Below are 20,184 nucleotides of genomic sequence, written 5' to 3'. Positions count from 1 at the left end.
CCTCACGGCCCTTCTCAGGGTGAGGCTCGAAATCAGAGTTTGGCCTCATCCTGAGGAGGCGCGTCAGCGCCGTCTCGAAGGAAGAAGACAATCCCGCACCGCCCCTAAATCCTTCGCCTGCCTACGGAATTTCCGTGCGATCGCCGTTCATGCTAGCGCGGCCCGCGCGGCGGCGGAATGGGAGGCTGGGCGCTATGACTTTCAAAGAAAACGAAATAAACTATCCGCAAGAATAAGCCCCCACCAGGGAAACAAGCGGGTCAGGGAAGCGAGCGGGCGATGTCCCTCCTGGACAACATGCGGGTCTTCGTGCGCGTGGTGGAGCAGGACTCCATGTCCGCCGCCGGGCGGCTGCTGCGCCTTTCCCCCGCCGTGGTCAGCCACCGCATCCAGGCGCTGGAGAGCCATCTGGGCGTGCGCCTCTTGAACCGCACCACCCGGCGGGTACAGCCCACCGAGCAGGGCCTCGCCTTCTACACCGCCTGCCAGGAGGTGCTGGCCTCGGTGGAACGGGCGGAAAACGTGGTGGCCGGCGCCGGCGGCGCGCCCCAGGGCTCGCTGCGGGTCACCGCCCCCCTGGGCTTCGCAAGGCGCATCCTGGCGCCCCTGGTGCCGGAGTTCCAGGAGCTGCACCCCAAGGTGACGCTGCAGCTGCGCTGCTCCGAGCACCTGCTGGACCTGCTGACCGAAACCGTCGACGTGGCCGTGCGCATGGCCATCCTCTCCGACTCCTCGCTCATCGCCCGCAAGATCGCCGACTGCGAGCGCCTGCTCTGCGCCGCCCCGGCCTACCTCTCGGACAAGGGCGCGCCGGAGACGCCGGAGGACCTGCTGGACCACAACTGCCTGCTCCTGCGCTTTCCCGGCTCCCAGCAGTTCCGCTGGACCCTGCAGACGCCCGAGGGCCCGAAGCCCTATTCGGTGCAGGGCCGCTTCGACGCCGACGACGGCGACGCGCTGACCGGCTGGGCCCTGGCCGGACAAGGCATCGTCCTGAAGCCGCTGTGGGAGGTGGCCGGGCACCTGCGCGACGGCCGCCTGGTCCCGGTGTTGGCCGACTTCCCGCCGGAGCCGGTGGCCTTGAGCGTGCTCTACCCCCACCGCCGCCTGCTGCCCGCGCGGGTGAAGGCCTTCTCCGACTTCGCGGTGACGCGCTTTGCCGAGGAGATCGACAAGCGGCTCGAGGGGATGACGCTGGCGGGACTGCGGGGAGCGGATGAAAAGTCGACGAGAAAGAAGCGGGCCCGCGCCACGAAAAAATGACTGCGGCCGCCTAGGGCGTGTGACTCTTGATGAAGTCGGCGACGGCGGCCAGCACCTCGTCTTCGATGCCATAGAAGGTATGGTATGTACGAACCCCGCAGGCCCGCCGCCCGGCATTGCGGCCGCCGGAGAAGGTTCTTACCTCGGCGGCGCGCGAGCCGCTTGCCGCGGCCACGATCCGCGTGGCACCTTCCGGCGGCGTCCCGGGGCAACCGTCGGCTTCGTGTGCCACAGCCAGCAGCGGAACCTGGATCCTCTGCAGCGGAAAGCGGTCGACCGGCTCTCCCTTCGAGTTGTCGGTCGAACTGGACATCAGGATCACGCCGTCGATCTGCTCCGGCCAGTTCGCCGCATACCAGGCGACCGAGCGGCTGCCCAGGCTGATGCCCAGCACCCAGAGCGGCAGGTCGCTGCGCGCCCGCAGGGCCGCGACTACCCCGTTGATATCCCGAAGGTGAGCGTCGGACTGGCGAAAATTGGGATGCATGCCGCCCATGAACTGGCGCTTGTCCGACGGGGCATCGATCAGGGCACTGGCCATGCCGACCCTGGCCAGGCGCTGGTGGGCCAGAGAGGCGAAACCCTTGGCTGAAGCCTTGATGCGGCCGCCGCCGCCCTCGAAGAGCAGGATCAGAGCCGTCGCCTCCGCGGGCAGTTCGAGGTCCACCATGACGGTGGCGCCGGGCCGCGTCTCGAGGGACAAGCGCTCGGCACCCGCCTCGGTCGCCACCGCACCCGACAGCACCATGCAAAGGCCGCCCCAGGCCAGGCGCAGCGTCAGCTTCATCCGCGGTACCTCATTTGACGAGAGTCCAGGGCAGCACCACGCCGTCGATCGGGCGCACAGCAGTCAGCGTCGCGCCGGATTTGACGATGCGCGGGCAGGCGCGCTGTCCGCGGGCAAACCGCGGGATCTGCAGGCAGAAGCGGTAGTCCTCGGTCCACCAGCGGCCGGTCTCGTTGAAGGCCGCGCCACTGTCGCCGCTGAAGGAGTAGTTCGCAGACCGGTCGGAATTGAGGACGATCGTGAAGGGCTGGTCGTCGCTGGCCCGACGGCCTGAAATCGTGACGCCCGCCATCAGGGCCACGATGTCGTCGGCCACCAGTGAGTCAGTGGTGAGGCTTTCCGGAAAGGCGGCCAAGGGCTTTGGCCCCTGGGCCGACTGGCTCCAGAACCAGAAGGCCGCCGCCGCAGCCGCCACAACGACGACCGCCGCCGCGGCGACCATTGCACCGCGCCGGGCGGGCCAGGCGCCGGCGATGCCCTTTGCTGATTTCCGGGCGGCAACGGTCACCGGGCCCGTGGTGATGGAAAAGGCAGCGACCGGGTCGGGAATGTTCTTGACCCGCTGGGGGCCGAGATCCTCGAAGCCGACCGAGAGCTTGTTCTTCACCTGCTCGAAGGTGCTGCCGGAGATACAGACGCCGCCGGGCCGGGCAATGCTTTCCAGGCGCGCAGCCACGTTGACGCCGTCGCCGAGCAGATCGCCGTCTTGCACAAAGACATCGCCGATGTTGATGCCGATGCGCAGTTCCAGGCGGCGCTGCGGCACCAGTTCCGCATTGCGCAGGCGCAACTCGTCCTGCACCGCAATCGCGCACCGCACCGCCTCCACCGCCGAGCCGAACTCAGCCAGCACCGAATCGCCGCCGGTGTTGAAGATGCGCCCGTCGTGGCGCGCGATGAGCCGGTCGATGAGGTCGCGGTAAGCGCGCAGCCTGCGCAGCGTCGTCTCCTCGTCATCGGCCATGAGACGGCTGTAGCCGACGACATCGGCGGCGAAGATCGTCGCCAGACGCCGGCGCCCGTGTGTGCCCTCCATCTTCGCCCCTCCCCTTGCCAGGCGACAAGACACGCCACAGCACTATTATGAACCCTTCCCGAAAGGAGGGAAGCGGAAAGCAGGGAGCCAGTTGCAATGCCGAGCCGGCCTTCGCCAAATCCGCAAGCAGCATATGTCGAATCAACAGGGGAAGGCTCTAGGTCCCGCCCTCCGGCACGCGGTAGCCGCAGTTGGTGCAGAAGCGGTTGCCGGGCTGCAGGCGGCTGCCGCAGCGGTGGCAGAACTTCACCGCCGGGTCCGGCCGGGGCGGCCTCCTGCTGCCACGCGGGCGCACAGGCGCCGGTTCCGGTTCCGGCGCGGGCTTTGGCTTCTTCACCGCGGGCGGGTCCTCCAGCGCGGCGAGCAGGGCGCCGGCGTCGACGTAGCGCTGGTCGGCGGGCGCGACGCAGGAGTCCAGCACCTCGATCAGCGGCGCGGGCACGTCGCGCGCCTCCAGGTGGCGGCGCCAGCCGCCGTCCATGGGCCAGGCCACGTTGCCGACCAGGAGCTGGTAGCCGACAACGCCCAGGGCATAGACGTCGTCCTGCGGCGTCGCCGGAGCGAAGCGCTCGCGCAGCGGGTCGGTGTAGACCGGGGTGTAGGCGCCGTGCAGCAGGGTCGGGTTCATCGAGCCGACGCTCTGGCCCGCCTGCTGGCCGGCCTCGCTGTCGGCCATGAGCGCGCCGATGCCGAAGTCCGCGACCTTCACGCGGCCCGCGTCGTCGACCATGAGGTTGGCGGGCTTCAGGTCGCGGTGCACGATGCCGTGCTCGTGCGCCACGGCCACGGCGCGCGCCGCCATCTTCAGGACCGAGACCACCTCCTTCGGCGGCGGCGGCTTGCCCTCGAAGCCCTCCAGCCAGTTGGCGAGGTTGCCGCCCGCCATGTACTCGTAAACCAGGAAGGGCGGCTCGGCGCTGAGCGCGTTCTGGCGCAGCTGCACGAAATCCTTTTCCGGGCTGATGCGCTGCAGCCTGTCGACCAGGCCGGTCTCGCGCTTCAGGCTGACCAGCAGATCGGCGTCGAGGCAGAACTTCAGCGCCAGCGGCGGCTCGCCGGGACGCTCGATGTTGTGCGCCTTCCAGACCTCGGCGAAGCCGCCCTGGCCCAGCAGCGTGTCGAGGCGCAGGTCGTGCCCGGCGACCTTGTCGCCGGGGCGGAAGCGCGGCGGGCGGAGCGGCACGAAACGCGCCATCTGTTCCGGATTGCGCGGCAGCTGCGACAGCAGGGTGGTAACGTGGCCGCCGTCGTTGGAGCGGCGCAGCGCCTGGCGCGAGGTCATGGGAATGGCCGAGAGATACTTCACCAGCTCGGCCTGCTGGTCTTCGTCCAGGCCGCTCGCCGCGACGCTGCGCGCCGCGATGTCATAGGAGCGGCTGAAGGGCACCCTCGCCAGGGAGTCCATCGCCTCCTGCCGTTCGGCGCCCTTGTATCTGTCGTAAGCCATGAAGAAGGCGCGGCTGACGTGGGGCACCAGCGCCAGCGCGATGTGGCTGCCCGGCACCACGATCCCGACCACTTCCTTCAGGGAGGCCGTGACGATGTCCTGTAAGAACTCCTCGCCAAGCAGATCGGAGATCATGGCCCTGCTCCTCGCCGCGGTGCCGCGCCGCTACAGGCCGGACAGCAGCGCGAGGACGAACATCCCCACGAAGAAAATGCCGATCCACTTGAAGATGTTGTCCCAGGAGGACTTGCTGCCGCCGCCGACCTGTTGCGGCGCCTGCATCGGGTTGCCGCAGCTGCCGCAGAACTTCGCACCGCCGGGGTTGCTGGCCCCGCAATCCGGACAATTCATGATCCGCTCCCCATAGGTTTTGCCGTTACCGGCCTTATGGGTTCTCAGCGCGCCGCCATTGTCCGCCGAATCACCGCGCGCCGCAATCACCGGAAAGGAGAGAAAGCAGCCCGGCAATGCGAGGATCGCGCTGGCTCCACGCGCCTGTCAGCCTGCAGTCTCACGGAAACCCGCCGGACCGTCTGTGCGGCTTCTCACATTCCTAGGCCGAGCGCGGCAGCGCCGGGCCGCCCTCCGCCGCGCTCATCCGCCACGCACTCAGCAGCGCGTTGAGGGAGGCCGGATAGGTCATGAAGATGACGGAGGTGCAGATCCGCGCCAGCACCATGAGCGGCAGGTTGACGGAACCGCCGGCCGGGGCGCCACCACCATGGGCGCCACCAGAGGGGGCATCACCGGCGCCGAGGTCACTGGAAGACGGCATAATCTCAGGAGATCCGAAGGCTGCGGCGCAGTGGCTATACTCCGAGGCAAGGTATGGCCCGGCGCCCTCGCTTCATCGGTCCTGCCCGCTCGTAGGTGTCGCAATTGACCATCTGACTATATCAGGGCACTCTTCCGCCCAAGAATCGTGGCCAGTCGAAGGGCATGCCGGGCTTCCCGGTTGCCGCCCCAGACCGAGCCACATCGGGGGATCTGTGGGGGACGGTTGATGGGGGAACGACTCCGGAGTGTCACGATCGTGGGCGGCGGCACCGCCGGCTGGCTCACCGCCTTGCTGCTGGCGACCTATGCCCGCAGCAGCAAGAGCGCGCCCCAGGATCTCAAGATCACCCTCATCGAATCCCCCAGCGTGAAGTCCGTCGGCGTCGGCGAGGCCACCGTTCCCTCCATGCCGATACTGCTGCGGCAGACCGGCGTCAACGAGCGGGACTTCTTCAAGCGCTGCAATGCCTCCTTCAAGCTGGGCGTCCTGTTCGACAACTGGAACGTCGACCGCAACGGCAAGCCCATCGCCTTCATCAACTCCTTCAACGAGGGGCGGATGATCCGCGGTGTCGAGTCGGCCTACTATTATTTGAAGTACGGCGCCGGCGGCGGCCCCTTCTCCGATGTCGTCACGACCGCGCTGGATCTCGCCCGGGAGTTCAAGGGCCCCCACCCCCTGGGCGCCAAGACCGAGGACCAGAACCCCGGCTTTGCCTATCATCTCGACGCCGGGCTCTTCGCCGACCTGCTGCGCGACATCTGCGTGGCGCGCGGCATCGATCATGTCCACGACGACGTGGTCGACGTCGAAAAGGACGAACGCGGCTTCATCGCCGCCCTGCAGTTGAAGGAGCGCGGCCGCCTGCCGGTGGAACTGGTGGTCGACTGCACCGGCTTCCGGGGCATGCTGATCAACAAGGCGCTGGACGAGCCCTTCGTCGATTATTCGAAGTGCCTGGCCAACGACCGCGCGGCGGCGATCCAGATCCCCCACCCGAACCCGGACAAGCTCGAGCCCCTGACCCGCTCCACCGCGCTCAGCTCCGGCTGGGTCTGGCGGGTGCCGCTCTACAACCGCGTCGGCACCGGCTACGTCTTCTCCTCCGCCCACCGCAGCGACGACGAAGCCTGCGACGAGCTGCTGGCCCACCTGCACGCGACCGGGCAGCCACCGGCCAAGGGGTCGGAGCCGCGCATCATCCCCATCCGTGTCGGGCGCACGCGCAATGCCTGGGTGAAGAACTGCATTGCCATCGGACTGTCGAGCGGCTTCATCGAGCCGCTGGAGTCGACGGCCATCTTCATGATCGAAAAGTCGGTGCGCTGGCTGCTGGCCTACTTCCCCGACTCCGATTTCGCCGAACCCCTGCGCGCCCGCTACAACAAGGTCTCCAACCGGCTCTACGACGAGGTGCGCGACTTCATCTGCCTGCACTACGCCCTCAACAACCGCGCGGACAGCCCCTACTGGATCGACGCCCGCGAGGCGCTGGAAGTGCCCGACAGCCTGGCCGAGAACCTGGAGCTCTGGAAGCACAGCCTGCCGACCCGCCACGACCTGGACTCACGGCTGCTCTTCGGTCATCGCATCTACCATGCCGTCCTGCTGGGCAAGCAGGTCTACGGGACGGGCTTCGCCCCGCCGCCGGTCAGCGCCGCCACCCTGTACCCCGACACCTGGCGCGACTACGTGAAGCAGTTCCGCCGCGGCGTGGCTCAGGCAACGCAGGTTCTACCGGACCTCAAGACCCTGCTGGCCACCCTGCGCGGCGAGCTCGATCCCGCCACCCTGCCCGGCGCCGCGGGCCCGAAGATCCCGGCGGCGCCGGGGCTGCGGGGGACGGTGCCCCTGCCCGGCCAGGCCGCGCCCTTGAAGCCGCAGATCACGATGAAGCGGAAGGGGGCGTGAGCCAACCGCGCGGCCTGCCCGTCAGGTCAGTTTCTTCACCTTGTCGCCCAGGCTGATACGCCCGTCCTGCACCACGCGGGCGTAGATGCCGCGCAGGCGCAGGCGCTTGGCCTCGCGGGTACTGACGAAGGCCAAGGCATCGCGCCCGAAGCGCTCGACGAAGGACTTGCAGCCGTTGTGCGGCACGGCGGTGATCTCGAGCACCGCGCTGCCGAGGGCAAGTCGCTGGCCCGGCACCAGGTTCTCTTCCGAGAGGTCCATGTCGAGGAAGAGGTTGTCGCCCGCCGGCGCGCAGTTGGACCGCGCCTGCGCGATGAGGCCGATGCAGCGCGCGTTCATGATGCAGATCTGCATGTCCGGATGCGGCTTGCCGTCCTCCGTCGTCCGCCAGCAGCCCTTGGCCCAGTGGTCGCCCTCCAGCCCGCCGGCGAGGCTGATCGCCACGCTCTCCGGCTCCACCCGCTGCCCGTGATCCGGCCGCACGACGATGCCGAGCGGTTCGCCTTCGTCCTGGGGCGAGCGTCGATGATCCCGTCGGGGAGAACGAGGGAGGCAGATAGAACGCTGGCCCCATCGATACCGACAGGGCCAGTGCAGGGCCGTTAGGGGACTTTGGCCTTTCGGCCGCCGCCTAGGCGGCGGCTTTGGTCGTCGCCCTGGTATGCGCGACGGTCTCGCCGCCGATCATCTTCGGCGCGTTCGGCAGGAAGCGGGACATGTTGGTCTGCACCCACTTCGTCGCCACCTTCACCGCTTCGTCTGCGCCGGGCTTGTCCTTGAAGACGCTGATGCTCGCCATAGTGTCGTCTCCGGACTTCACCGCGTAGTACTCCTGAAAGCCAGCGATCTTGCTGATGACCGGCAGAAACTCGTCGCGAACCTTGGTCGCGGCCTCGGTCGGGTTCTTCACGCCGTCATAGAGTCTGATTGCAACGTACATGGTTGGCTCCTATTGCGGTTCAAAGTTGCGCCGAGCTTCGGAAATCCGCCCCTCGACCGCGACTCTCTGGGATGGTCGCTTGCCATCTTGGGCGGCTGCCCGGCAGCAGCAGGTATTTGCTGTCCATAGATACGTGATGCACAATCCGGTTATTACAATGACGGAAAGGATTTTTATTTTAACAATAGAATAAAATCGAATGCGTCATTTTACATGGCGTGCATTTAACTTGGATCATTTAAGTAACATTCGCTTTTTTATTTTTGGCCGCTCGTGAGAAACGCTTGACACCCGGCCCCGACGCGAGATGCGAACAACAGCAAAGGCATCGGAAAAGGGGAGGACGGCGCGGGCTCAGGCCAGCTTGACGGCCCTGTCGCCGACGGCGATGCGGCCGTCCTGCACCACGCGGGCGTAGATGCCGCGCAGCCGCAGGCGCTTGCCCTCTCGCGAATTGACGAAGGCGCAGGCCTCGCGCCCGTAGCGCTCGACGAAGGACTTGCAGCCGTTGTGCGGCTCGGCGGTGATCTCGAGCACCGCGCTGCCCAGGGCGAGGCGCTGGCCCGGGGCCAGGTTCTCGCTCGAGAGGTCCATGTCGAGGAAGAGGTTGTCGCCCGCCGGCGCCCAGTTGTCGCGCTCCTGCGCGATAAGGCCGATGCAGCGCGCGTTCATGATGCAGATCTGCACGTCCGGATGCGGCCTGCCGTCCTCCGTCGTCAGCCAGCAGCCCTTGGCCCAGTGGTCCCCCTCCAGCCCGCCGGCGAGGCTGACCGCCACGCTCTCCGGCTCCAACCGCTGGCCGTGATCCGGCCGCACCACAATGCCGAGCAGCTCGCCCTCGTCCTTGGGCGAGGCGAGGATGTCCGGCAGTCCGGCGAGCAATTCGTCTTTGGTCAGGTGTCTGGGCATGGATCGGTCTTCCCCTCCCGAGTAGCGGCGCCAGTCTAGCGTCGCTTCCGCGCGCTGTCCTCCCCTGCCGGCCCTGTCCTCCCCGGGGCCGACACAGTTCCGTGAGCCCGCCCCGCCGGGGCGGCGCCGCGTGCTAGGATGGCGGCCGGACGCTCACGCTCCCCGATCAAGGAGAAGAACCGTGAAACCCAACGAAATCGTTTCCCATGAAGACTGGGTCGAGGCCCGCAAGCGGCTTCTGGCGCGGGAAAAGGAATTCACCCGCGCGCGCGACGCGCTGAGCCGCGCGCGGCAGGCGCTGCCCTGGGAGCGGGTGGAGAAGGACTACGTCTTCCAGGGGCCCGGCGGGAAGGAATCTCTGGCCGACCTCTTCGGCCCCTGCAGCCAGCTCATCGCCTACCACTTCATGTACGCCCCGGACTGGGACGTGGGCTGCAAGAGCTGCTCCTTCATCGCCGACCACTTCGAGCCGGCGGTGGTTCACCTGAGGCAGCGGGACGTTTCCCTGGTGGCCGTGTCCAAGGCGCCGCTGGCGACCCTGGAGGCCTTCAGGAAGCGCATGGGCTGGACGTTCAAGTGGGTGTCGTCCCACGACAACGCCTTCAACCGCGATTACAACGTCTCCTTCACGCAAGAGGAAATCGACAGCGGCGAGGCCTACTACAACTACAAGGCCCAGGGCTTCCCCAGCACTGAAGCACCCGGTGCCAGCGTGTTCTACAAGGATGAGGACGGCAGGGTCTATCATACCTACTCGGTCTATCAGCGCGGCCTCGACATGCTGATCACCGCCTATCACTACCTCGACATGGTGCCCAAGGGCCGCGACGAAGACGGCCTGACCTACACCATGGAATGGCTGCGGCTGCACGACGACTACAACGGCTAGTCCCCCGGGCAGCTGCCGGCGGTTTAAGCGCTGAAATAGTAATCAACTGTTGATATTCTCCTGCTAGACAGGCTTCCACGGCGTGGGGGCGCCTGAGATTTCTGCATAACAGTTTGATTTTATGTCTATTTTGAACAATGCAGGGGAGCCTTTTCCGATGAAACCACTACAGACTCTGACAGCCGCGCTGATGCTGTCGTGCCTCGCCGTCGCGCCGGCCCAGGCGCTGACCGAAGACGAGCAGGCGCAGCTCGACGCCATCGCGCAGAACGTCGTCGATGCCTCCGCCGGGACGCAGGTCGGCAATGCGACCATCACCGCCCAGGGCGCGGTCATGCTTGAGGGACAGGATGCCTGCGCCTACGACCGGCTGCTGAATGCCGAAGAGACCTGCACGATCGAAGCCATCCTCTTCCCGCCGGAAGACAGCGCCGTCGACACCGTCTACTTCTCGCCGCCCAACGAGATCGGTTATGTGGACATGGAGGAATGGACCGACGACGCCAGCTCGCAGATCGACGAGATCTGGGAGAGCTACGTCGAGGGTTCCAAGGCGCAGAGCGAGCGCCTCGGCTACGAGGTCAAGCCGGTGAAGTGGGTGCTCTACCCGACGCTCAACAAGGAAACCAAGGTGATGACCTATGGCTTCCTGCTGACCTTCAATGGCGACCCGGTGATCAACCTTCACTCCGTGAAGTTCACCCGCAACGGCTACGTCGAGATGACCGTCGTCACCTATGACGAAATGCTGAGCGCCGCCAACAGCAGCTTCGACGACGTCGCCAACTATGCGGCCAGCAGCTACACCCCGGACAGCGGCTTCCGCTACGCCGACTTCAAGGACGGCGACAAGGTCGCGGCGATCGGCGCGGTGGGCGTGCTCGCCACCGTGATGGGCGTGCAGTACAGCCAGAAGGGCACCCTGGCCGCCATCGGCGCGGCCATCCTGGTGTTCGCCAAGAAGCTCTGGTTCCTGCTGATCGCCATTCCCGTGGCAATCTGGGGCGGCATCCGCAGGCTGTTCGGGCGCGGCAAGACCACCGAGTAAAGCTGCGTCCACGGAACGCCAAGCAAAAACGGCGGGGATCACTCCCCGCCGTTTCTTTTTGCCGCGGTGGCGTTTGGCCTACGCCGAAACCCCTTCCACGTACCAGTCCATGCCCAGCAGGTCGCCGTCGGGGATGGTCTGGCCGGCGGGGATCTTCTCCGCGCCGGACTGGTCGTTGATGGGGCCGGTGAAGGGATGCAGCGTGCCGGCAATGATGCCCTTGCGCACGCTCTCGGCGGCCTCGACCACCTCGCCCGGCAGGTTCTTGTTGTAGGGCGCCATCTCGACCATGCCCTCCTTGAAGCCCTGCCAGACGTTGGAGGTCTGCCAGGTGCCGTCCAGCACCGCCTTCACGCGCTCCACGTAGTAGGGGCCCCAGACGTCGAGGATGGCCGTCGCGTGCTGTTCGGGCGCGAAGGTCGTCATGTCGGAGGCCTGGCCGAAGCAGAGCACGCCGCGGCTGCCCGCCGTCTGGATCGGCGCCGGCGAGTCGGTGTGCTGGGTGATGACGTCGCAGCCCTGGTCGATCAGGGCCTTGGTGGCGTCGGCTTCCTTGCCCGGGTCGTACCAGGAGTTCACCCAGACCACCTTGATCTCGGCGTCCGGGCGCACCTTGCGCGCGGCCAGGATGAAGGCGTTGATGCCCATCACCACTTCCGGGATCGGGAAGGAGGCGATGTAGCCGAACTTGCCGGTCTTGGTCATGTGGCCGGCGATGGTGCCGATGACCGCGCGCCCCTCGTAGAAGCGGGCGTTGTAGACCGAGAGGTTCTTGGCGGTCTTGAAGCCCGTCGCGTGTTCGAACATCACGTCGGGGAACTGCTTGGCCACCTTCACGGTCTGGTTCATGAAGCCGAAGGAGGTGGTGAAGATCAGCTTGTTGCCCGAGGAGGCGAGCTGGCGGATGACGCGCTCGGCGTCCGGGCCCTCGGCCACGTTCTCCACGAAGGTGGTCTTCACCTTGTCGCCGAATTCCTTCTCGATCGCCTTGCGGCCCAGGTCGTGGCCGTGGGTCCAGCCGAAGTCGCCCACCGGGCCGACGTAGACGAAGCCGACCTTCAGCGGGTCGGCGCCCAGGGCGGTGCGGCCGCCGAGGGCGAGCGCGCCGGCCGCGGCGGTGCTGCCCGCCAGGAAACGGCGTCGCGACAGGTCTTTGAACATGAGTGCCTCCTTACGTTCGTTTGACTGCGTGTTTGTTGCGTTTTCTTTAAGTCAAGTAGATGGCCTAAACGGCTTGCCAAGGCAAGCCGGGGCGTTGAGCCGGCCCTTCCAGGGCCCGGCGGCGATGATGGTCAGCACCAGGATGGTCGCCAGGTAGGGCAGCATGGACATGACCTGGGCGGGAATTCCCAGGCCGCCGGCGCTCTGGGTGTAGAGCTGGGCGATGGTGACGCCGCCGAAGAGGTAGGCCCCGGCCAGCAGGCGCCAGGGTCGCCAGGAGGCGAAGACCACCAGGGCCAGCGCGATCCAGCCGCGCCCCGCCGTCATGCCCTCGGCCCAGAGCGGCGTGTAGGAGAGCGACAGAAAGGCCCCGCCCAGCCCCGCCATGGCGCCGCCGAACAAGACCGCGCGGTAGCGCACGGCGATCACGTCGTAGCCGATGGAATGGGCGGAGATGTCGGATTCCCCGACCGCGCGCAGGATCATGCCCGCGCGCGACTTCTTCAGGAACCAGGCGACGGCGATGACGGCGACGATCGAGAGGTAGACCAGGGCGTCGTGGCCGAAGAGCAGCGGGCCCACCAGCGGCAGGTCGCTGATCCCGGGAACGGCCAGTTTGGCCAGGGGCGGCACCGGAATGCCGACGTAGCCCGCGCCGATGAGCGAGGAGAGCCCGAGGCCGAAGATGGTGAGCGCCAGGCCGGTGGCCACCTGGTTGGCCGCCAGCGTCAGGGTCAGGACTCCGAAAATGAACGCCAGCGCCGCACCCGCCACGGCCCCGGCGGCGACGCCCAGGCTGCCCGAGCCGGTCCCCGAGGCCACCGCGAAGGCGGCGACGGCGCCGACGATCATCATGCCCTCGACGCCCAGGTTCAGCACGCCGGACTTCTCCACCACCAGCTCGCCCAGGGCGGCGAAGAGCAGCGGCGTGGCGGCGCTGATGACGGTCAGGAGAACGAGGGAGACGGCATCGAAGGTCATGCGCTCTACTCCGCCGCTTGCGGCTGCACGGCAACCGCGCCGCGCAGGCGCAGGCGGTAGCGCACCAGGAAGTCGGAGGCCAGCAGGAAGAACAGCAGCAGGCCCTGGAAGACGCCGGTCACCGCCTGGGGCAGGCCGACCTCCACCTGCGCCGTCTCGCCGCCGATGTAGCTGAGCGCCATCAAGAGGCCCGAGAGGATGATCCCCAGCGGGTGCAGGCGCCCGAGGAAGGCGACGATGATGGCGGTGAAGCCGTAGCCGGGGGATATCTGCGGGACCAGCTGGCCGATCGGCCCGGCGACCTCGAAGAGCCCGGCGAGGCCCGCCAGCCCGCCGCTCAAGAGCAGCACGAGCCACACCAGGCGCGGCCCGCTGAAGCCGGCGAAGCGCGCCGCCTGGGGCGCCTGGCCCAGCACGCGCACCTGGAAGCCGACGATGGTGAAGGTCATCAGCACCCAGCCGGCCACGGCGATGGCCAGCGCGATGAAAGTCCCCAGGTGCAGGCGCGTGCCCCCGGCCAGGATCGGAAGCAGGGCGGCGTCGCCGAACATGCGCGACTGCGGGAAATTGAAGCCCAGCGGATCCTTCAGCGGCCCGTAGACCAGGGTCGAGAGGAAGAGCGTCGCCACGTAGGTCAGCATCAGGCTGGTCAGGATCTCGTTGACCCCGAAACGAGTCTTCAGGAAGGCCGGGATGGCCGCGTAGGCCATGCCGCCGGCGATCCCGGCCAGGCACATGAGCGGCAGCGTCAGCGCCGTTTCCTCGCCCCAGAAGGCGAGTGCCACCGCGCCGCCGGCGACGGCGCCCATGGTGAGCTGCCCCTCGGCGCCGATGTTCCAGACGTTGGCGCGGAAGCCCACCGCCAGGCCGACGCCGATCATGATCAGCGGCGCCCCCTTCACCATCAGCTCGCTCCAGCCGTAGACGGTCAGCAGCGGCGAGACGAAGAAGTGATAGAGCGCCAGGAAGGGGTCGTAGCCCATGGCGAGGAAGATGAAGAAGCCGGCGACGACGGTCAGCGCAACGGCCAGCAGCGGCGTCGCGTAGAGCAGGCCGCGCGAGACCTCGCGCCGCGGCTCGATCTTGAACAGTGGTGCCTTAGGCGACATGGACCTCCTCCTCCCCCTCGGCGGTGGCGTCCAGGCCGTGCACGCCGCCCATCAGCAGGCCGATCTCCTCCACCGAGGCTTCCTTGGTCACCATGGCGCTGGACAGCACGCCCACATTGATGACCGCCAGGCGGTCGGTGATGGCCAGCAGCTCGTCCAGGTCCTGGGAGATCACCACCACGGCGACGCCTTCGGTCGCCAGGTCGGCCAGCGCCTGGTGGATGGTGGCCGCCGCCCCGGCGTCGACGCCCCAGGTCGGCTGGGAGACCACCAGCACCGTCGGGTTCTGCAGAATCTCCCGCCCGACGATGAACTTCTGCAGGTTGCCGCCGGAAAGGCTGCCGGCCGCCGCGCCGGTGCCCGGCGTGCGCACGTCGAAGGCCTTGACGATCTCGCCGGCGAAGCGGCCCGCCGCCGCAGCGCGGATGAACAGCGAGGAGACCAGCCCCATGCGGTGATGGCCGCTCAGGACCGCGTTCTCCACCAGCGTCATGCCGGGCACCGCCGCATGGCCGTTGCGCTCCTCCGGCACCGCACAGAGACCCTGGCGGCGCCGCGCCCCGGCGTCGCGGCGGCCCACCGGCGCGCCGTCGATGCGCACCACCGTCTCGTGGTCGCCCAGGCGCTCGCCCGACAGCGCCGCCAGCAGTTCGTTCTGCCCGTTGCCCGCCACCCCGGCGATGCCGAAGACCTCGCCCGCGCGCACCGCGAAGGAGACGTTCTTCAGGTCGGTGCCGTGGACCTCCTCGGATGCCAGGCTGAGGCCCTCCACGACGAGGCGCGCTTCGCCCAAATCGCCGCCGGCGCGCCGGGTCACGGTCTTCAGCTCGGCGCCGATCATCATCTGCGCCATGGACTTGGCGGTCTCCGCCTTGGGATCGCAGGCCGCCACCACCCGGCCGCCGCGCAGGATGGTCGCGCGGTCGCAGAGCGCCTTGATCTCCGCCAGCTTGTGGGAGATGTAGAGGATCGACACGCCCTCGGACGCCAGCTGGCGCAGGGTCTCGAAGAGCCGTTCCACCTCCTGCGGCGTCAAGACCGAGGTCGGCTCGTCCATGATGAGAAGTTTCGGATTCTGCAGCAGGCAGCGCACGATCTCGATGCGCTGGCGCTCACCCACCGACAGGGTGTAGACGTCGCGGTCGGGATCGAGCGGCAGGCCGTAGGCCTCGCTGACCTCGCGCACGCGCCGCGCCAGGGCCGCCATGTCGCCCGGCTTGTCCATGCCCAGCGCCACGTTCTCCAGCACCGTCATGGCCTCGAAGAGGGAGAAGTGCTGGAACACCATGCCGATGCCCAGCGCGCGGGCGGCATGGGGGTCGGCGACGGAGACTTCCTCGCCGTTCCAGGAAAGCGAACCTTCGTCCGGGTGCAGCACGCCGTAGATGATCTTCACCAGGGTCGACTTGCCGGCGCCGTTCTCGCCCAGCAGGGCGTGGATTTCCCCCGGCGCCACGGCGAAGTCCACCTTGTCGTTGGCCAGAACGCCGGGAAAGCGCTTGCTGACGCCGTTCACTTCCAGGCGCGCCGGGATTGTCTGGAGTTCGGTCATGCCACCTTTCCTTCCAGCTCGGCCGCTTCCCTTTGCAGGCGCTCGACGGTCATGAGCACCCGTTCCGGCGTCGCCGGGGCGTCGAGGCGCGGGCAGAGGCGGTAGTCCGCGACCGAGGCGATGGCGTCGGACAGCGCCTGCAGCACCGAGATCGCCAGCATCAGCGGCGGCTCGCCCACCGCCTTGGAGCGGAAGATGGTCTCCTCGCGGTTCGGGCTGTCCTGCACCAGGTCGACATTGAAGATGCGCGGGCGGTCGCCGCAGGCCGGGATCTTGTAGGTCGAGGGCGCGTGGGTGCGTAACTGCCCCTTGTCGTCCCACCACAGCTCCTCCGTGGTGAGCCAGCCCATGCCCTGCACGAAGCCGCCCTCGATCTGGCCGATGTCGAGGGCCGGGTTCAGGGACTCGCCCACGTCGTGCAGGATGTCGACCCGGACCACCCGGTACTCGCCGGTCAGGGTGTCGACCGCGACTTCCGTGGCCGCCGCTCCATAGGAGTAGTAGTAGAAGGGCCGGCCCTTGCCGGCCGCCCGGTCCCAATGGATCTTCGGCGTCTTGTAGAAGCCGGTGGAGGACAGCGAGACGCGGGCCATGTAGGCCGCGTTCACGAAGTCGGGAAAGTCGACCTCCTGGTTGCCGACGCGCACCCGGCCCGGCAGGAACTCGACCTGTTCCCTGGGCACTTCCCAGTTCTCCGCCGCGAAGTCGACGAGCCGCGCCTTGATGGCGGTGCAGGCGTTGAGCGCGGCCATGCCGTTGATGTCGGAGCCGGAGGAGGCGGCGGTCGCCGAGGTGTTGGGCACCTTGCCGGTGGAGGTGGCGGTGATCTTCACCTTGTCGATGTCGACCTGGAAAGCCTCGGCCACCACCTGCGCCACCTTGGTGTAGAGCCCCTGCCCCATCTCCGTGCCGCCGTGGTTCAGGTGCACCGAGCCGTCGCGGTAGATGTGCACCAGGGCGCCGGCCTGGTTGTAGGCCGTCAGCGTGAAGGAGATGCCGAACTTCACCGGCGTCAGGGCGATGCCGCGCTTGATGACCGGCGAGGCCTTGTTGAACTGGCGGATCTCTTCGCGGCGCTTCGCATAGTCGCAGTCGGCCTCCAGCTTCGCGATGATCTCCGGCGCGATGTTGTCCTCCACCTGCTGGTGGTAGGGGGTGATGTCGCGCCCGGGGCCGTAGAGGTTCAGCTTGCGGATTTCCAGCGGGTCCTTGCCCAGGGCGAAGGCGATCTCCTCGATCACGCGCTCGCCGCCGACCATGCCCTGCGGCCCGCCGAAGCCGCGGAAGGCGGTGTGGGAGCAGGTGTTGGTCCGCAAGGGCTCCGAGGTCAGGCGCACCTCGGGGAAGTAGTAGCAGTTGTCGGCGTGAAACAGGGTGCGGTCGGTGACCGGGCCGGAGAGGTCCGCCGACCAGCCGCAGCGCGCCGCGTAGTTCATGTCGACGGCGAGGATGCGCCCTTCGTCGTCGAAGCCGACCTCGTAGTCGATGAGGAAGTCGTGGCGCTTGCCGGTGATGACCATGTCGTCGTCGCGGTCCGGGCGCAGCTTGGCGGCGCGGCCCGTCTTCTTGGCGACCAGCGCCGCCACCGCGGCGAAGAGGTTGCCCTGCGTCTCCTTGCCGCCGAAGGCGCCGCCCATGCGCCGCACCTGGCTCGTCACCGCATTGGCCGGCACGCCCAGCGCCCCGGCCACCATGGTCTGGATCTCCGTCGGGTGCTGGGTGGAGCAGATCACCGTCACCTCGTCGTCCTCGCCCGGGTAGGCCAGCGCGATCTGGCTTTCCAGGTAGAAGTGCTCCTGCCCGCCCAGGTTCATCTGCCCGGCGAGGCGCCGCGGCGCCTTTTCGAGCGCCGCCTTGGCGTCGCCGCGCGCCAGCGTCATGGGCTCGGTCACCAGCTTGCCCGCCGCCCGTGCCTCTTCGTAGCTGAGCACCGCCGGCAGGGGCTCGTAGTCGATCGCGGCCAGGCGAGCGGCGAAGCGTGCCTGCTCGCGGGTCTCCGCCGCCACCGCGAAGATCGGCTGGCCTGCGTAGTGCACCTCGTCCTCGGCCAGGATCGGCTCGTCGTGCAGGTGGGTCGGGCTGATGTCGTTGACGCCGGGAATGTCGGCGGCGGTCAGCACCAGGTGCACGCCTTCCGCCCGGCGCACCGGATCCAGGTCGACTTTCTTCAGGCGGGCATGGGCGTGGCTGGAGAGGCCGAGGCAGACGTGCAGCAGGCCCTGCGGCTCGACGAGGTCGTCGGCATAGGCGGCCGCGCCGGCCACGTGCTTGTGGCCGCTGTCGTGGCGCTGCGGTGTCTGCACACCGCCCCTGATCACGTCAGCTTTGATCCCAGCCAAGAAGCCTCTCCGTCGTCTCGCCGGCTGTCTGCCGGTCTCGTCTTTCGAATTCCCCGCGCGATGATCCCACCAAGCGGAGGCGGGCGCAAAGCCCTGTTACCCTGCGACCCTCCCCAGTTCCTCGAGGGCCGCTCCGGCGAGCCGCGTGGCGCTGTCCGGCGCCGTCGTCTCGATGAAGCAGCGGCGCAGCAGGTTCTGCGCCACCTTCATGCGGTAGGCCGCGCTGGCGCGCCAGTCGGTCAGCGGCTGGAAGTCGTCCTCCAGGGCCGCCATGGCGCGCGCCACGGTCGCCTCGTTCCAGGGCTGGCCCAACAGCGCCGCCTCGGCCCGCGCCGCGCGTTTGGGCGTCGCCGCCATGCCGCCGTAGGCGATACGCGCCGCGGCCACCACGCCGCCTTCGATCTTCAGGTTGAAGACGCCCAGCGCCGCCGTGATGTCCTGGTCGAAACGCTTGGAGATCTTGTAGGCGCGGAAGATGCTGCCGGCCTCGGGCAGCGGCAGGGTGACTCGCTCCACCAGCTCGCCGGGCGCGCGGTCCTGCTTGCCGTAGTCGAGGAAGAAGTCCTCCAACGGCAGGGAACGGCGCACCGACCCTTTGCGCAGTTGCAGGCTGGCACCGGCGGCGATCAGCAGCGGCGGCGAGTCGCCGATGGGCGAGCCGTTGGCGATGTTGCCGCCGATCGTCCCGGTGTTGCGGATCTGCACCGAGCCGATGCGGCGGATCACCTCGCCCATGTCCGGGTAGTGCCGGGCCAGCAGGGCCAGCGCAGCGCTGTAGGTGGCCCCGGCGCCGATCTCGACGGCCCCGGCCGTCTCCTCGATCCGCGCCAGCTCGGCCACGCGGCCGGTATAGATCAGCGTCGCCGGGCGCTGCATCTGCTTGGTGACCCAGAGGCCGACGTCGGTGGAACCGGCGCTCAAGGTCGCCTCGGGGTGCTCTTCGTAGAGCGCCGCCAGGTCATCCAGCGTCGCCGGTGCGAAGAAGCGCCTGCCCCCGGCGCCGCCCAGGGCAATGGTCTCGTCGTCGCGCAGCGCCTCCAGCTTCTCCAGAGTCGCCGCTTCGCCCGCGGCGAAGCTGTCCGCACGCGGGTTCAGATCGTAAGCGCTCTTGGCCGCGCGGGCGATGGGCGCGTAGCCGGTGCAGCGGCAGAGGTTGCCCGCCAGCACATCGTCGATGGTGGCTTCGTCGGGGGCCACCTCGTGGTCGCGGGTCATGGCAAAGAGCGACATGACGAAACCCGGCGTGCAGAAGCCGCATTGCGAGCCGTGCAGATCGACCATGGCCTGCTGCACCGGATGCAACCGCCCCTCTTTCGCGAGATGTTCCACGGTGATGAGCTGGCAGCCGTCCAGGGTGCCGAGGAACTGGATGCAGGCGTTGACCGCCTGGTAGCGCAGCCGGCCGTTCTCCGGCTTTGCCAGCACCACGGTGCAGGCCCCGCAGTCGCCTTCGTTGCAGCCTTCCTTGGTGCCGGTCAGCTGCTCGGTTTGGCGCAGGTAGTCCAGCACGGTCATGGTGGGATCGAACTGCGTCAGGCGGCGCGGCGCGTCATCCAGCAGGAATCGGATTTCGCCGCGCATGATCTCAGCTGCCCCGGTAGGTGGAATAGCCGTAGGGCGAGATCAGCAGCGGCACGTGGTAGTGCTGGCCGGGCTCGGCGATGCCGAAGCGGATCGGCACCACGTCGAGGAAGGCCGGCGACGGCAGGTCGCTCCCGGCGCCGCGGAAGTAATCGCCGGCATGGAAGACCAGCTCGTAGGTCCCGGCGGCGAAATCGGCGCCCGCAAGCAGCGGGGCGTCGCAGCGCCCATCGGCGTTGGTTTCGACCGCGGTCAGGCGATCGCGGCTTTCGCCGGCCAGGCGAAAGACCTCGATCCGCACCCCGGCGGCCGGCCGGCCGGCGGCCGTATCCAGCACATGGGTTGTCAGTTTGCCGCTCATGTCTATCCCCCTCACGGTCAGCTCGGCCCAATTAGCGGGTCGTTTCAGCCCTTTACGGGCCTCCCCCGATTGATTAGGGGTTGTCTCAGTTC

General features: G+C 67.9%; 19 protein-coding genes. 4 read left to right on the top strand and 15 right to left on the bottom strand.

What is annotated here, in order from left to right; translation table 11 throughout:
- Positions 1-279 precede the first annotated feature (279 nt).
- Positions 280-1,263, top strand: coding sequence for a LysR family transcriptional regulator (locus H7X47_RS06580; RefSeq protein ID WP_193367844.1), 984 nt, complete (start codon positions 280-282; stop codon positions 1,261-1,263).
- Between the two features lie 10 nt (positions 1,264-1,273).
- On the opposite strand, the gene H7X47_RS06575 is transcribed toward H7X47_RS06580, so the two are convergent.
- From H7X47_RS06575 to H7X47_RS06555, 5 genes are all read right to left on the bottom strand, one after another.
- On the bottom strand, positions 1,274-2,050 hold the full coding sequence (locus tag H7X47_RS06575) for an alpha/beta hydrolase (RefSeq protein WP_193367843.1): 777 nt from the start codon (positions 2,048-2,050) through the stop codon (positions 1,274-1,276).
- A 10-nt stretch (positions 2,051-2,060) separates the two neighbouring features.
- The gene (locus H7X47_RS26440; protein ID WP_193367842.1) at positions 2,061-3,086 is read right to left on the bottom strand and encodes an adenylate/guanylate cyclase domain-containing protein; all 1,026 of its coding nucleotides are present in this window, start codon (positions 3,084-3,086) and stop codon (positions 2,061-2,063) included.
- Positions 3,087-3,243: 157 nt separating this feature from the next.
- Positions 3,244-4,668, bottom strand: coding sequence for a protein kinase domain-containing protein (locus H7X47_RS06565; protein WP_193367841.1), 1,425 nt, complete (start codon positions 4,666-4,668; stop codon positions 3,244-3,246).
- A gap of 30 nt (positions 4,669-4,698) precedes the next feature.
- Positions 4,699-5,001: a zinc-ribbon domain-containing protein gene (locus tag H7X47_RS06560; RefSeq protein ID WP_193367840.1), complete on the bottom strand. Its 303-nt coding sequence runs from the start codon at positions 4,999-5,001 to the stop codon at positions 4,699-4,701.
- Positions 5,002-5,086: 85 nt separating this feature from the next.
- Positions 5,087-5,308, bottom strand: a complete 222-nt coding sequence (locus tag H7X47_RS06555; protein WP_193367839.1) for a hypothetical protein — start codon at positions 5,306-5,308, stop codon at positions 5,087-5,089.
- A gap of 228 nt (positions 5,309-5,536) precedes the next feature.
- Between H7X47_RS06555 and H7X47_RS06550 the strand changes: the two genes are divergently transcribed.
- Entirely contained in the window at positions 5,537-7,222 is a 1,686-nt protein-coding gene (locus tag H7X47_RS06550; protein WP_193367838.1) for a tryptophan halogenase family protein, read from the top strand.
- A gap of 21 nt (positions 7,223-7,243) precedes the next feature.
- On the opposite strand, the gene H7X47_RS06545 is transcribed toward H7X47_RS06550, so the two are convergent.
- The 3 genes from H7X47_RS06545 to H7X47_RS06535 form a co-directional block, all read right to left on the bottom strand.
- The gene (locus tag H7X47_RS06545; protein WP_227010253.1) at positions 7,244-7,666 is read right to left on the bottom strand and encodes an MOSC domain-containing protein; all 423 of its coding nucleotides are present in this window, start codon (positions 7,664-7,666) and stop codon (positions 7,244-7,246) included.
- A gap of 187 nt (positions 7,667-7,853) precedes the next feature.
- A complete protein-coding gene (locus H7X47_RS06540) occupies positions 7,854-8,162 on the bottom strand; it encodes a hypothetical protein (RefSeq protein ID WP_193367837.1) in 309 nt (102 codons plus the stop codon).
- Positions 8,163-8,516: 354 nt separating this feature from the next.
- Complete coding sequence (locus H7X47_RS06535; RefSeq protein WP_193367836.1) at positions 8,517-9,071, bottom strand: MOSC domain-containing protein; 555 nt, start codon at positions 9,069-9,071, stop codon at positions 8,517-8,519.
- 181 nt (positions 9,072-9,252) lie between these two features.
- Between H7X47_RS06535 and H7X47_RS06530 the strand changes: the two genes are divergently transcribed.
- Together H7X47_RS06530 and H7X47_RS06525 are read left to right on the top strand one after the other, a co-directional pair.
- Entirely contained in the window at positions 9,253-9,960 is a 708-nt protein-coding gene (locus tag H7X47_RS06530; protein WP_193367835.1) for a DUF899 domain-containing protein, read from the top strand.
- 157 nt (positions 9,961-10,117) lie between these two features.
- Complete coding sequence (locus tag H7X47_RS06525) at positions 10,118-11,008, top strand: DUF2167 domain-containing protein (RefSeq protein ID WP_193367834.1); 891 nt, start codon at positions 10,118-10,120, stop codon at positions 11,006-11,008.
- Between the two features lie 78 nt (positions 11,009-11,086).
- Here H7X47_RS06525 and H7X47_RS06520 read toward each other — a convergent pair whose 3' ends face one another.
- The 7 genes from H7X47_RS06520 to uraH form a co-directional block, all read right to left on the bottom strand.
- Positions 11,087-12,169, bottom strand: coding sequence for a BMP family ABC transporter substrate-binding protein (locus H7X47_RS06520; protein ID WP_193367833.1), 1,083 nt, complete (start codon positions 12,167-12,169; stop codon positions 11,087-11,089).
- A 51-nt stretch (positions 12,170-12,220) separates the two neighbouring features.
- Complete coding sequence (locus tag H7X47_RS06515; protein ID WP_193367832.1) at positions 12,221-13,150, bottom strand: ABC transporter permease; 930 nt, start codon at positions 13,148-13,150, stop codon at positions 12,221-12,223.
- A gap of 5 nt (positions 13,151-13,155) precedes the next feature.
- Positions 13,156-14,259, bottom strand: coding sequence for an ABC transporter permease (locus tag H7X47_RS06510; protein WP_193367831.1), 1,104 nt, complete (start codon positions 14,257-14,259; stop codon positions 13,156-13,158).
- Complete coding sequence (locus tag H7X47_RS06505) at positions 14,249-15,811, bottom strand: ABC transporter ATP-binding protein (protein ID WP_193367830.1); 1,563 nt, start codon at positions 15,809-15,811, stop codon at positions 14,249-14,251. Before H7X47_RS06505 ends, H7X47_RS06510 begins: the two co-directional genes overlap by 11 nt.
- Positions 15,808-18,150 (bottom strand): xanthine dehydrogenase molybdopterin binding subunit, encoded by a 2,343-nt coding sequence (gene xdhB, locus H7X47_RS06500; RefSeq protein WP_193367829.1) that lies wholly within the window; start codon positions 18,148-18,150, stop codon positions 15,808-15,810. The genes H7X47_RS06505 and xdhB overlap by 4 nt, the downstream gene beginning before the upstream one ends.
- Positions 18,151-18,246: 96 nt before the next feature.
- Entirely contained in the window at positions 18,247-19,731 is a 1,485-nt protein-coding gene (gene xdhA / locus H7X47_RS06495) for a xanthine dehydrogenase small subunit (protein WP_193367828.1), read from the bottom strand.
- 4 nt (positions 19,732-19,735) lie between these two features.
- Positions 19,736-20,092, bottom strand: a complete 357-nt coding sequence (gene uraH / locus H7X47_RS06490; RefSeq protein WP_193367827.1) for a hydroxyisourate hydrolase — start codon at positions 20,090-20,092, stop codon at positions 19,736-19,738.
- Between the last annotated feature and the right edge of the window lie 92 nt (positions 20,093-20,184).

Origin of the sequence: Pelagibius marinus, assembly GCF_014925385.1 — a bacterium.
In the GTDB taxonomy this organism is placed as follows: domain Bacteria; phylum Pseudomonadota; class Alphaproteobacteria; order Kiloniellales; family Kiloniellaceae; genus Pelagibius; species Pelagibius marinus.
The sequence above is the reverse complement of the archived record's forward strand: the minus strand, read 5'-3'. Positions and strand labels throughout refer to the sequence as shown.